Below are 13,165 nucleotides of genomic sequence, written 5' to 3'. Positions count from 1 at the left end.
GCCTGCCACCCATCCCTCGTTCCCTTCCGTGCACCCGTGATCGACCAGGAGGCAGGCCGCCCGGGGGCCTCGGTCGGAAACCGAAAATCTGACCGGCGTGCTCGAAGCAACAATGCGTGACCCGTGAGGTCCGTGGCCCCGGCGCCAGACTTGCACACGGCCTCAAACGGACCAAGATCGATCGGCGTCGGCGGGCGACCTACCCACCATTTTCACGCCTGCGCGGCGTCCCGAAGAGACCGGGTGACTTGCACTTACGGCCCCGGGAATGTCCGACTCACGCGCTTTGCCGGGGCAGCAACTGCAAGATCAACGAAAGTGCTCATCGAGCCCGGGGACGCCCGTTGTCGTCGATCTGTGAGTGGGTTGTCAAGGGCTCCCGGCTCCCGGAACTCCCGCGCCCGCGTCGCCCCGAAGCCTCTGCGATCTTGGAGTTGTGGCACCTGATAAGTCGGGCTAACCGGGCATCTGAGGCGTTACAACTCCAAGATCGACGGGTGTGGCGGCGGCGGGGGTGGGGTGGGTCAGCGGGGGGCTATGGCGGGCCAAGGGAGGGTCAGGTAGCCGTGGCGCCAGGTGCGCGAGGTGTCCTGGATCGGCCAGCCTGACTCCTTCACCGCCTCGACCGTTCGCAACCAGCGCTGCCGCGGGCCGAACGGGGCGTAGCCGGCGGCCGAGCGCCACGCGTGTTCCAGCGCACCGATCAGGTCGTGGACGCCTTCACCCGGCACGTTGCGGTGGATCAGCGCCTTCGGCAGCCGCTCGGCGATCGTCGCCGGGCTCTCCAGCGTGGTCAGCTTCGCCGACAGGGTGAGCGTGCGCGGGCCGGTGGCGTCCACCAGCACCCAGGAGCCGAGTCGCCCCAGTTCGTCGCAGGTGCCCTCGACCAGCAGCCCGCCCGGCGCGAGACGGCCGGTGACGGTACGCCAGGCGTCGGCCACCTCGCTCTCGTCGTACTGGCGGAGCACGTTGAACGCCCGCACCAGCGCGGGGCGCAGCCCGGCCAGTTCGAAGCCGCCCCGGGCGAACGTCAGCCCGGGCGGGTCGGCGGCGGGCAGGGCGGCGGCGACGCGTACCGGATCGATCTCCAGGCCGACCACCCGCACGTCGGCGCGGACCCCGGCCGCGAGCCGGGCCCGCAGTTCGACGGGAGTGACGGGGGAGGCGCCGTAGCCCAGGTCGACCACGAGCGGGTCGGCGGCGGCGCGCAGCGCGTCGCCGCACGTCTCGACGATCCAGTTGTCCACCCGCCGGAGCCGGTTGGGGTTCGTGGTGCCCCGGGTGGCCACGCCGAGCGGACGCTCCATCAGTGCCTCCGGGTCAGCGACTGCGGGGCTCGCAAGACCGGCTCACTCCTCGCGCTTCACGGCGTCCGGTGCACCTTGTGCTGCGCGGCCTGGGCCAGCGGGCGGACCACGAGCCGGTCGATGTTGACATGGTGCGGGCGGGTCGCGCACCAGGCGACGCAGTCGGCCACATCGTCGGCGACGAGCGGTTCGGCGACTCCGGCGTAGACCGCCTCGGCCCGGTCGGCGTCACCGCCGAAGCGGACCAGGCCGAACTCCTCGGTCCGCACCATGCCGGGGTCGATCTCGATCACCCGGACCGGACGGCCGCACAGTTCGAGCCGGAGTGTGCCGGCGATCGCGGTCTGCGCGTGCTTGGCGGCCGTGTAGCCGCCGCCGCCCTCGTAGACCACGTGCCCGGCGGTGGAGCTGACGATCACGACCGTGCCGGCGCCGGAGCGCTCCAGCGCCGGGAGCAGCGCCTTGGTGACGCGCAGCGTGCCGAGCACGTTGACGTCGTACATCCATTGCCAGTCGCCCACGTCGGCCGTCTCGACCGGGTCCAGGCCGCGGGCGCCGCCGGCGTTGTTCACCAGCAGCGTGACCGGCCCGGGCGCGGCCTCGGCGGCGGAGGCCAGGCCGGCGACCGACTCGTCCGAGGTCACGTCGCAGGCCACCGCCGTCGCCGCGCCGCCGGCCCTCTCGATCTCGGCGACCAGCGCGGCCAGCCGGTCGGTACGCCGGGCGGCGGCGAGCACGTGGAATCCCTCGGCGGCGAGCCGGCGGGCGGTGGCCGCGCCGATCCCGCTGGACGCCCCGGTGACGATGGCGACTGAACTCATCCGGTCATTGTCCCCCGCCGCCGGGCCGGGCGGCGGGATGAGGTCCGTCACGCCCGGGACCCGGCGCAAAGCATTTCCGTACTCCGATGGGGAAGATGACATCCGGCACACGGGTTGACCGAGAAGCGCCGGTCGTGCGGGACGGCATCAACCGTGACAGAGGGAGCGGACGTGGCGGATTTGCACACCGGTGTCGGTCGTCAGCGAGGTGCCCTTCCGTGGCCCCGGCCCCGCCGTATCGCCACCCTGTCGGTGCACACGTCGCCGCTGCACCAGCCCGGCACGGGCGACGCGGGCGGCATGAACGTCTACATCCTGGAGGTGGCCCGGCGGCTGGCCGAGGCCGACGTCGAGGTGGAGATCTTCACCCGGGCCACCGCCGGTGACCTGCCCCCGGTGGTCGAGGTGGCGCCCGGCGTGTCCGTCCGGCACGTCACCGCCGGGCCGCTGGAAGGGCTGACCAAGGAGGAGCTTCCCGGTCAGCTCTGCGCCTTCACCGCCGGGGTGCTGCGCGCCGAGGCGGCCCGCCCGCCCGGCCACTACGACCTGATCCACTCGCACTACTGGCTCTCCGGGCAGGTCGGCTGGCTGGCCAAGGAGCGCTGGGGCGTACCGCTGGTGCACACCGCGCACACGCTCGCCAAGGTCAAGAACGCCCGCCTGGCCGCCGGGGACCGGCCCGAGCCGAAGGCCCGGGTGATCGGTGAGGAGCAGGTGGTCACCGAGGCGGACCGGCTGGTCGCCAACACCCGGGTCGAGGCCCGCGACCTGCTCGACCGGTACGCGGCCGAGCCTGACCGGGTGGCGGTGGTGGAGCCCGGCGTCGACCTGGACCGGTTCCGTCCCGCCGCGGGCGACCGGGACGCCGCGACCCGGGCCGCGCGGCGCCGGCTCGGCCTGCCGACGGACGGGTACGTGGTCGCGTTCGTCGGCCGGATCCAGCCGCTCAAGGCGCCGGACGTGCTGGTCCGCGCCGCCGCCGCGCTGCGCGAACGGGATCCGGCGCTGGCCGACGAGGTGACCGTGGTGATCTGCGGAGGGCCGAGCGGCACCGGCCTGGACCGGCCCACCGCGCTGATCGAGCTCGCGCACGCGCTCGGCATCGCCGACCGGGTGCGTTTCCTCCCGCCGCAGACCGGTGCGGACCTGCCTGCCCTCTACCGCGCCGCCGACCTGGTCGCGGTGCCGTCGCACAACGAGTCGTTCGGGCTGGTCGCGCTGGAGGCCCAGGCGTGCGGCACACCGGTGCTGGCCGCCGCCGTGGGCGGCCTGGTGACGGCGGTACGCGACGGCGTCAGCGGCGTGCTCATCGACGGGCACGACCCGGTCGACTGGGCGCGCGCGCTGGCCCGGCTGCTGCCCGACCGGGTACGCCGTGCCGCGCTGGGCCGGGGCGCCGAGCGGCACGCCCGGCACTTCTCCTGGCACCGCACCGCCTCCGGCCTGCTCGCGGTCTACGGGGAGGCGATCACCGAGCACCGGGCCCGGCTGGCGCGCCGGTGCGGCGACGCGGCCCTGCTGTGCTCGTGGTGATCCGCCACCGGGCGGCCCCGGTACGCCGGTCGTAGAGTGGGTGCGATGAGCCGCAGGAGTGAGGTCGCCACGCTGATCGAGTCCGTCTGCGCGGAGCGTGAGCTGGAGTGGGAGTCCACCGGCGAGGCGTCGTACGCGGTGACGCTGCCCGGCACGCACAAGCTCAAGACGATCTGCAACCTGATCGTGGGTGAGCACGCGCTGCGGATCGAGGCGTTCGTGATGCGCCAGCCCGACGAGCGCCGCGAGGAGCTGTGGGCCTGGCTGCTCCAGCGCAACGCCCGCATGTACGGCGTCTCGTTCTCCACCGACTCCGTCGGCGACGTCTACCTGACCGGGCGGGTCAACCTGGCCGGGATCGACGCCGACGAGCTGGACCGGCTGCTCGGTTCCGTGTTGACGTACGCGGACGAGTCGTTCGACAGCATGCTGGAGATCGGCTTCGGCACCGCCATCCGCCGGGAGTGGGAGTGGCGGGTCAAGCGCGGCGAGTCGACCGCGAACCTGGCCGCGTTCGCGCACCTCTTCGAGCCCTCCGCCACTGCCGGATCGTCCGCCGGAGGTTCGGAGTCCTCCTGACGGGTATGCCGCCCCGCGCGGTGCGGAGCACTGGGACCCACCGCGGGCCGAGGACGGACTGTCGAGGAGCGTGTCCCATGGCTCAGCGCAACAGCTCAGGTCGCGGCACGACTGCGACCCGGACCAAGCGGCAACCCGGCAACCAGACGCCGAACACCCCGAGGGTGTCGGAGTCGGAGATCTCCCGGATGAAGGTCGACGACATCCGCAGCCAGCTCAAGCGGCGCGGGGTCTCCGGGATCTCCGCGCTGCGGAAGCCGGAACTGGTGAAGACCCTGGCGCGGACCATGCGCGGGGAGGGCGGCGCCGCCCGGCGGAGCACCGGCCCGGCCGGACGGCCGTCGGCGACCCGCAAGAGCACCGCCGCCAAGAAGACCACCGCGGCGAAGCGGACCACGTCGGCCCGCCGGAGCGCCACGTCGCCGGCCAAGACCGCGCCGGCCGCACGCGCCACCGGCGCCAGGGCCAAGGCGACGGGTACGCGCAAGGCGGCACCCGCCCAGGCGAAGGCGACCTCGTCCCGCGCGAAGGCGGCACCGTCCCGCGCGAAGGCGACCTCGTCCCGCGCGAAGGCCGCCCCGTCCCGCGCGAAGGCGGCGCCGACCCGTGGCCCGGCGTCCAGCCGGTCGATCGGATCGTCGCAGCTCATCACGTCGCTCGCGGACCGGCCGGAGCGTCCGGGCCGGAGCCTGGTGACCCGTAACCACAAGGTGATCCAGCGCTGGGCGCGGGCGCGGGGCGCGAAGCCCGCCACCATCGCTGGTACCGAGCGCGGCGACCGGCCCGGAGTGCTGACGTTCAACATGCCCGGGTACCGGGAGAGCAGCCGGATCCGCGAGATCACCTGGGACGACTGGTTCCGCACGTTCGACCTGCGGCGGCTGAACCTGATCTACCAGGAGCAGCTGCGGGACGGCCGGCAGAGCAACTTCTTCCGGACCGAGAACCCGAATCGCGAGGACGGCTGAGGTTTACGGGAATGGACCCCTGGAATGCCGTGTTTGCCATTCCAGGGACCACGGCACGGGCAGCCGGATCTCCGACACGGGCGCTGTGACGGGCGAGACAGCGATCTGGGTTGAATCCGGAATCCGGGCGAACTAACTTTATTACACCGCGTCACGCTTGTTTCCGTTCGGGGGAGCGGTGGATCGCTCAGATCCGCGCAGGCGAGATGCGAAGATCGGGTGGATCACGCCGTTGGGGGACGGTGCCGCCCGTGGAACCGGCGGCGCGAGCGGGCGACGCTTACGGGGGTGAGTGTCGCCCGCCGCCGCCGGGCGTACGGTCAGAGCGCCCATCTCGACGGGGGTCGGGGTGGGCGCTCTGCCGTTGTCTCACCCGCTCAGCGGGCGGATCCGACCGGTTCCGCCACCGCCCCACGCAGCGCGGCGACCCGGCGCTCCCGGCGCGGCCCGGCGAGCAGGTGCCCGGCGGCGGCCAGCAGGCCGAGCGCGCCCACCACCAGCCAGTGCCGCTCGCCCAGGTGCTCCAGGCTGAGCCCGCCGAGCGCCGGCGCCACGAACGACGCGGCGGGGAACGTCAGGTAGAACACCGACTGGTAGCGGGCGCGCAGTTCGAGCGGCGCGAGGTCCGCGTTGATCTGCGCGTTCGGTGGCGCGGCGAGCATCTGCCCGACCGTCCAGACCACCGCCGCGCCGAGGTAGAGCGGCAACCCGTCGGCGACCGTGAGCGCGCCGAAGCCGAGCGCCATCAGGCCGGTGGAGACGGCCAGCACGCTCGATTTCCGGTACGGCTCGATGAGCCGGGGCACGAACAACTGCCCGGCCACGATGAGCGCCCCGCCGAGCGCCACCACCAGCCCGTACGCCGACGGGCGCAGACCGTCCTCGCGCATCGCCAGCGGCATGATCGTGGAGGTCTGCATGGTCAGCACGGCCAGCAGGAACGTCAGCCCGACGAACACCAGGAACGTGCGGTCGGTCAGCGCGGTGTGCAGCCCGGGGCGGCGTCCGGCCACCGCCCGAGGGGTGGGCGCGGGCCGCCGGGCGAGCGTCTCCGGCACCCGCAGCGCGATCACCACCGCCGCCGCCAGCGTGGCTGCGGCGTCGACCAGGAACAGCGCCGCGAAGCTCGCCTCGGCGAGGACGCCGGCCAGCAGCGACGCCACCGCCATGCCCAGGTTGAACGCCCAGAACTGAAGGTTGAATGCGCGGGAACGGCGAGCCTCGGGCACCACGTCCACGATGGCGGCCACGAACGCCGGGCTGGGCATCGAGTGCGCCACCCCGACCAGGGTGGCGAGTACGGCGATCGCCGCCAGGTGCGTGGTGAACGCCAGCGCCGCCATCAGCCCGGCGGCGACGAGGTGGGCGGCGAGCAGCGTGGCCCGCCGTCCCCACCGGTCGGCCAGGACGCCGCCGAGCAGCGTGCCGGCCGCGCCGCCGAGCCCGTACGCGCCGACCACCAGCCCGGCCAGTGACGGCGGGGCGCCCCGGGCGGCGGTCAGGTAGAGCGACAGGAACAGCAGCGCGAACGCGCCGGCCCGGTTGATCAGCAGGCCGGACCAGAGGTACCAGAAGGTGCCGGGCAGACCGCCGGCCGTGTCGTCCCACCAGCGCCGCAGGCCGCGCACACGTCCTCCAGGAAGGTTTCCTTACCGAATCCCCGTACCGTAACCACCCGCCGCGGGGCGCTCGCGCCGGGGCGTACTCGCCGAACCGGTCCGGACCGGTTCGGCGGGTGCGGTGGCCGCGGCCTCGGCCGCCTCGGGCGCCGGGGAGGTGGTGACGGTGACCGGCGCGACGGGCGTGCCCACCCCGCGCAGCACCACCGCGCGGCGCTCCCGGGCCGGGCCGGAGATCAGGTGGGCGACCGCCGCCACGACGCCGATGCCGGCGCAGCCGAGCCAGAGCGCGCTGTTTCCGGCGTGCTCGCGGACCAGGCCGCCGAGGATCGGCGCGGCGGCGCCGGCGAGCTGCCAGGACAGCGAGAAGACGCCCTGGTAGCGGCCTCGTAGCGCGGCCGGGGACAGCTCCGCGATGAGGGTTGCGTTTGATGGCGAGTTGAGCATCTCGCCGACGGTCCAGATCAGCACGGTCAGGCCGTAGAGCCAGACCGTGTCGGCGAACGCGGTGAGCCCGAACCCGGCGCCCATCACCAGCGCCGCGAGCGCCAGCACATGGGAGCGGCTGCGGCCCTTGATGAGCCGGGGTACGAACAACTGCCCGACCACGATGAGCACGCCGTTGAGCGCGATCACCGAGCCGTACGTGGCCGGGCTGAGCCCGGAGTCGCCCATGGCGATCGGCAGCATCGAGATGTGCTGGAGGAACACCAGCGCGGCGAGCAGGTTGAGCGCGACGAAGCCGAGGAACACCCGGTCGGCCAGGATGGTGCGCAGCGCGCCGGCCGGAGCCGGCATTCCCTTGACCGGGAGTGCGGTGACCGGGCCGCGGGTCTCGCCGACCTTGGCGAAGATGATCAGCGCGGTCACCAGCGTGGTGGTCGCGTTCACCAGGAACAGCAGCAGGTAGCTGCCCTGGGCGGCGAAGCCGGCGAGTACGGCCGCGCAGGCGAAGCCGAGGTTGATGGCCCAGTAGTTGAGCGAGAAGGCGCGCAGCCGGTCCTTGTCCGGCACCACGTCGACCATCATCGCGCCGAAGGCGGGACGGGCCGCCTCGGCGAACGCGCCGAGCAGCAGCGCGCCCACGGCGACCGCCCAGAGCGGACGGGCGAGGCCCAGCGCGACCATCATGCCCGCCGCGCCGATGTGCGCGGTGAGCAGCGTGGGCCGCCGTCCCCAGCGGTCGGTCAGGGTGCCGCCGATGGTGGTGCCGACCGCGCCGCCGGCACCCCAGAGGCCGATCACCAGCCCGGCCTGCGAGGCGGAGAAGCCGCGTTCCTGGGTGAGGTAGATGGCCAGGAAGACCAGGACGAACGAGCCGAGCCGGTTGATCAGCGTACCGGCCCAGAGGTACCAGAACGTCCGTGGCAGGCCACCCGCCGTGTCCTGGAACCAGCCCCGCACCGTCCGCATCCCGACGCCCCCTGTTTGGTAATGACCGGCCTCATTAAGACGCCTTACAACCTAGTGTCGGGCCCGAGCCCTGGTCATCAGGTTTTCCACGTGGTGGTCGTCACCACAGGTCGCCGCGTGTCCGCCGGCGGCGTACGGCAGGATGATCGGCATGACTGCGAGCGAGGGGCCCACCGTCGGGACGCTGGTCCTGCTGCGGCACGGCGAGAGCGACTGGAACGCCAAGAACCTGTTCACCGGCTGGGTCGACGTCGACCTGACCGCCAAGGGGGAGACCGAGGCGCGGCGCGGCGGCGAACTGCTGCGCGAGCACGGCCTGCTGCCTGACGTGCTGCACACGAGCCTGCTGCGCCGGGCGATCCGCACCGCCGAGCTGGCGCTCGACGCCGCCGACCGGCACTGGATCGCGGTGCGCCGGTCGTGGCGGCTCAACGAGCGCCACTACGGCGCCCTGCAGGGCAAGAACAAGAAGCAGACACTCGACGAGTACGGCGAGGAGCAGTTCATGCTCTGGCGCCGGTCGTACGACACGCCGCCGCCGCCGATCGACGACGCGGACGAGTGGTCGCAGGTCGGCGACCCCCGGTACGCGCTGCTGCCGACCGAGCTGATGCCGCGCACCGAGTGCCTCAAGGACGTCGTCGACCGGATGCTGCCCTACTGGTACGACTCGATCGTGCCGGACATCCTGGCCGGCCGGACGGTCCTGGTGGCCGCGCACGGCAACTCGCTGCGCGCCCTGGTAAAGCACCTCGACCAGATCTCCGACGAGTCGATCGCCAAGCTGAACATCCCCACCGGCATCCCGCTGCGCTACGACCTGGACGCCGACCTGCGTCCGCAGGTGCTCGGCGGGACCTACCTGGACCCGGAGGCGGCCAAGGACGCCGCCGCCGCGGTCGCCAACCAGGGCCGCTGACCTGGTGCAAGGAAGGGCCCCCTATTAACGTCTGCGGTAGAGGAAGGGCCCCTTATTAACACTCAGTGTTAATAAGGGGCCCTTCCTTGCGCGGGGGGCCGGGGTCAGCCGGACGTGGAACCGGTGATCAGGTAGACCACGTGCTCGCCCGCGTTCACCGCGTGGTCGGCGAAACGCTCGTAGAAGCGACCCAGCAGCGTCGCGTCGATCGCCGTCTCCACCCCGTACGGCCAGTCGTCGCCGAGCAGCACCCCGAACAGGCTCTTGTGCCTGTCGTCCATCGCGTCGTCGTCGCTGTCCAGCTCGGAGGCCACGGCGGCGTCGGGCTTGGCCAGCACCGAGCCGATCTTCTCGGCCATCCGGTCGGCGATACCCGCCATGTCGGTGAAGACCGGCCGCAGCTCCGCCGGCACCGCCGGAGACGGGTGGCGGCGCAGCGCCGTCTTCGCCACGTGGTCGGCCAGGTCGCCCATCCGCTCCAGATCGGCGGCCACGTGCAACGCGGTGATCATCGCGCGCAGGTCGGAGGCCACCGGCGCCTGCCGGGCCAGTAGATCACAGACCCGCTCCTCCACGTGCCGGTAGAGGTCGTCGATCTCGGCGTCCCGCGCGATCACCGTCTCGGCGGCCGTCCGGTCGGCGGTGAGCAGCGCCTTGGTGGCCTGCCGCATGGCCGCGCGTACCGCCTCGGCCATGTCCACCAGCAACTGGCTGACAATCTGCAGGTCGGCCCGGAACTCGTCGCGCATCGTCACTTCCTGGGGTCGGTGGCCGCCACCCTCGGGGTACGGCAGGAGCAGGTGCGCGCCCCACGCTAGGCCGAACGGCCGGCACCAGGGTGAACGCGGATGAACGACGCAGGGCCCGCAGGTGAACTTTGCCGAAAGCGAGAGTGGTTCGTCCCCCTGTGCCCGATCCCGGGGTTAACAATGACCCTACGATCGCCGGGTGGAATGGGCGGTGGCCATCGTGGTGGCCGGGGCGCTGGTGACCGGGCTGGTCGCCGGGGCGCTGCTGTCCGGACCCGTTGACGAATGGCGGCGCCGCCGGGCGTCGCGGGGCGGCGGACTCCTCCGTCGTGACGCAGGGAGGACAACGATTCCGGACGACCAGCAGGGGGGCCTATCCGGGCTCGGCCGCAAGACGATCGACTCGCTACGCGCCGGCGTGGTGGTGCTCGGCGCGGACGACGTGCCGGTGCTGGTGAACCCGGCCGCCCGCGCGATGGGCCTGCTCCGTACCGGGGCGACGCCCGGGTCGATCGCGGCGCACCCGTTGATCCGTACCCTCGCCGGGCAGGTCCGCCGCACGGGCGTGCGGCGCGAGATAGAGCTGGACCTGCCCCGGGGTCGCGACGGCAGCGGGGACAACCCGCTCGGCGTGCACCTGCGGGCGATGGGACTGGGCTCCGGCTACGTCTCGATCGAGGCGGTCGACGTCACCGAGTCGCACCGTCTCGCGCGGGTACGCCGGGACTTCGTCGCCAACGTCAGCCACGAGCTGAAGACGCCGATCGGCGCGCTGCAACTGCTCGCCGAGGCGCTCGTCGACGCCACCGAGCCGGCCGCCGGTGGCACGCCCGACCTGTCCGAGGACCTGGTCGCCGCGCGGCGGTTCGCCGAGCGGATCCAGCACGAGTCGACCCGGCTCGGCCGCCTGGTGCAGGAGCTGCTGGAACTGACCCGCCTCCAGGGCGCCGAACCGCAGCCCGCCCCCGAACCCGTCTCGGTGGACTGGGTGCTCGCCGAGGTCGTCGACCGGACCCGCACCGCCGCCACCGCCCGCCGGGTGGAGATCGCCGTCGGCGGGCAGCGGGGCGTCACCGTGTACGGCAGCGACAGCCAGCTCGCCACCGCGGTGGCGAACCTGGTGGAGAACGCGATCAACTACTCCGCCGAGGACACCACGGTCCGGGTGAACGTGACCGGCACCGACGAACACGTCGAGATCGCCGTGACGGACCAGGGCATCGGCATCGCCCCCAACGAGGTCGACCGGATCTTCGAGCGCTTCTACCGGGCCGACCAGGCCCGCTCCCGGGCGACCGGCGGCACCGGGTTGGGCCTGGCCATCGTCAAGCACATCGCCAGCAACCATGGCGGCCGGGTGGACGTGTCGAGCACCCTTGGTGGGGGGTCGACGTTCACCCTCCGGCTGCCCGCACGCCCCCCGGACGACCTGGAGACGACACTCGCCTCCGCTGGGATCGAGGCCGGCCCGGCCGAGCTCCGGCAGGTCTGACCACAGGAAAGGAAACACCCGTTGAGCCGCGTACTGGTGGTCGAGGACGAGGAGTCGTTCTCCGACGCCCTGTCCTACATGCTCCGCAAGGAGGGGTTCGAGGTCTCCGTCGCCGCGACGGGCCTCGCCGCCCTCACCGAGTTCGACCGGACCGGCGCCGACATCGTGCTGCTCGACCTGATGCTGCCGGAGATGTCCGGCACCGAGGTCTGCCGGCAGCTCCGCCAGCGCTCGCACGTGCCGATCATCATGGTCACCGCGCGGGACAGCGAGATCGACAAGGTGGTCGGCCTGGAGATCGGCGCCGACGACTACGTGACCAAGCCGTACTCGCCGCGGGAACTGGTCGCCCGCATCCGGGCGGTGCTGCGCCGGCAGAGCGCCGAGGCGAACGAGACGGGCGCACCGACGCTCGCCGCCGGCCCGGTCCGGATGGACATCGAACGGCACGTGGTGACAGTCGGCGGGGCCGGGGTGCAGCTTCCGCTCAAAGAGTTCGAGCTGCTGGAGCTGCTGCTGCGCAACGCCGGGCGGGTGCTCACCCGGGGGCAGCTGATCGACCGGGTCTGGGGCGCCGACTACGTGGGCGACACCAAGACGCTGGACGTCCACGTGAAGCGGCTTCGCTCCAAGATCGAGCCGGAGCCGTCCGCGCCGCGCTACATCGTCACGGTGCGTGGCCTGGGTTACAAGTTCGAGCCCTGATCCACCGCCCCACCCTCGCCGATCTTGGACTTGTGGCGCCACGACATGTCCGGGTTCGGCAGTCCCTCCCTCTCCGGGCGCCCGCGATCTTGACTTCCGTGCCCCGCAACCCACGCGAACGGGACACCCCGGAGGGCCGGATCTGCAAGGTCGCGCGGCCGGGCCCGCGGTGCCCCGCCCTCGCCCCGGCTGGCCGGCCCCCGCGGGCGTCGATCATGAAGTTGGCGGCCACTCGGTGTCCGTTTTGTCGCCGTCAACGTCATGATCGACCCGGTGGTGGGCGTCCCCGGGGGCAGCGTGTGCTGGGGAGGGCTGGTGTGGGGGGTTTGTCGGGGTTCGGGGGTGGTGGGTGGCGCTGTGGGGGTGGAATCGGTGGCGGGTCGGGGGCGTTGTGACCGGGTGAACGACCGAGCAGCCTGGCGCCCCCTGATTGCGGGGCGGTCGCCGTGAGGCCCGGGGAATGATCCCGGGTGGCGGGTCGTTGACGATGGTTCCGACGAGGTGAAGCCCCGCGCCGCGCCCCCTGGTGGGCGTGTGGCGTCCCCCGGGAATGATGCCGGGTGGCTGGTCGTTGGACATGCTTCCGGCGCCGCGCAGAAGGCCCCTCGGGCCCTCGCGGACCGGATCCCCCAAGACTTCGAGCGCCTGACGGTGCCCGCGCATCCCGTCCCCCGGGTGCGTCGACCCCCGAATGGAGCATTTCTGATGAACACGATTCTGCGGAAGAGCGTGCTGGGTATCGCTGGTCTGGCCTTCACCGGTGGTGTGTTCGCCGGCCCGGTGGCCGCCCACGCGGCGGACACCACGCACGCCGCCAAGCCGGTGGCCGTGACGGTGCAGGGTGACAAGCTGATCCCGCACGGTGTGCAGGGCGAGCAGTCGCGGATCGAGCTGGACGACGAGCAGACCGCGAACGTGAAGGCGATCATCGCGGCGACGAAGAAGGCCGGGATGGACGAGCGAGCCGCGGTGGTGTCGATCGCGACGGCGTTGCAGGAGTCGAAGCTGGAGAACCTCGGCCACCTGGGTGACCGTAACGACCACGACTCGCAGGGCCTGT

General features: G+C 72.4%; 11 protein-coding genes and 1 pseudogene. 7 read left to right on the top strand and 5 right to left on the bottom strand.

Annotation, left to right across the window (positions count from 1 at the left end):
* Positions 1-524: 524 nt before the first annotated feature.
* A complete protein-coding gene (locus C569_RS0129020; RefSeq protein ID WP_018789213.1) occupies positions 525-1,307 on the bottom strand; it encodes a hypothetical protein in 783 nt (260 codons plus the stop codon).
* Between the two features lie 56 nt (positions 1,308-1,363).
* A complete protein-coding gene (locus C569_RS0129015) occupies positions 1,364-2,128 on the bottom strand; it encodes an SDR family oxidoreductase (RefSeq protein ID WP_018789212.1) in 765 nt (254 codons plus the stop codon).
* A 171-nt stretch (positions 2,129-2,299) separates the two neighbouring features.
* Here C569_RS0129015 and mshA point away from each other — a divergent pair, with 171 nt between their 5' ends.
* The 3 genes from mshA to C569_RS0129000 all read left to right on the top strand — a co-directional run bounded on the left by mshA (position 2,300) and on the right by C569_RS0129000 (position 5,208).
* Positions 2,300-3,661 (top strand): D-inositol-3-phosphate glycosyltransferase, encoded by a 1,362-nt coding sequence (mshA, locus tag C569_RS0129010; RefSeq protein ID WP_026268792.1) that lies wholly within the window; start codon positions 2,300-2,302, stop codon positions 3,659-3,661.
* Between the two features lie 45 nt (positions 3,662-3,706).
* Entirely contained in the window at positions 3,707-4,240 is a 534-nt protein-coding gene (locus C569_RS0129005; protein ID WP_018789210.1) for a YbjN domain-containing protein, read from the top strand.
* A 77-nt stretch (positions 4,241-4,317) separates the two neighbouring features.
* Positions 4,318-5,208 (top strand): hypothetical protein, encoded by an 891-nt coding sequence (locus tag C569_RS0129000; protein ID WP_026268791.1) that lies wholly within the window; start codon positions 4,318-4,320, stop codon positions 5,206-5,208.
* Positions 5,209-5,585: 377 nt separating this feature from the next.
* Here the strand turns inward: C569_RS0129000 and C569_RS0128995 are convergent, their stop codons facing one another.
* The gene (locus tag C569_RS0128995; RefSeq protein WP_018789207.1) at positions 5,586-6,836 is read right to left on the bottom strand and encodes an MFS transporter; all 1,251 of its coding nucleotides are present in this window, start codon (positions 6,834-6,836) and stop codon (positions 5,586-5,588) included.
* A 21-nt stretch (positions 6,837-6,857) separates the two neighbouring features.
* Entirely contained in the window at positions 6,858-8,240 is a 1,383-nt protein-coding gene (locus tag C569_RS0128990; protein ID WP_018789206.1) for an MFS transporter, read from the bottom strand.
* Positions 8,241-8,391: 151 nt separating this feature from the next.
* Here C569_RS0128990 and C569_RS0128985 point away from each other — a divergent pair, with 151 nt between their 5' ends.
* Positions 8,392-9,159: a phosphoglyceromutase gene (locus C569_RS0128985; protein WP_018789205.1), complete on the top strand. Its 768-nt coding sequence runs from the start codon at positions 8,392-8,394 to the stop codon at positions 9,157-9,159.
* A gap of 104 nt (positions 9,160-9,263) precedes the next feature.
* On the opposite strand, the gene phoU is transcribed toward C569_RS0128985, so the two are convergent.
* Positions 9,264-9,908 (bottom strand): phosphate signaling complex protein PhoU, encoded by a 645-nt coding sequence (gene phoU, locus C569_RS0128980; protein ID WP_026268790.1) that lies wholly within the window; start codon positions 9,906-9,908, stop codon positions 9,264-9,266.
* Between the two features lie 199 nt (positions 9,909-10,107).
* Here phoU and C569_RS0128975 point away from each other — a divergent pair, with 199 nt between their 5' ends.
* From C569_RS0128975 to C569_RS0128965, 3 genes and pseudogenes are all read left to right on the top strand, one after another.
* The gene (locus C569_RS0128975) at positions 10,108-11,400 is read left to right on the top strand and encodes a cell wall metabolism sensor histidine kinase WalK (RefSeq protein ID WP_018789203.1); all 1,293 of its coding nucleotides are present in this window, start codon (positions 10,108-10,110) and stop codon (positions 11,398-11,400) included.
* A 21-nt stretch (positions 11,401-11,421) separates the two neighbouring features.
* Complete coding sequence (locus tag C569_RS0128970) at positions 11,422-12,105, top strand: response regulator transcription factor (protein WP_018789202.1); 684 nt, start codon at positions 11,422-11,424, stop codon at positions 12,103-12,105.
* Positions 12,106-12,810: 705 nt separating this feature from the next.
* Positions 12,811-13,165, top strand: a pseudogene (locus C569_RS0128965) (hypothetical protein); the annotation flags it as partial.

The organism is Micromonospora sp. CNB394, from assembly GCF_000374985.1.
Classification (GTDB): Bacteria; Actinomycetota; Actinomycetes; order Mycobacteriales; family Micromonosporaceae; genus Micromonospora; species Micromonospora marina.
The sequence above is the reverse complement of the archived record's forward strand: the minus strand, read 5'-3'. Positions and strand labels throughout refer to the sequence as shown.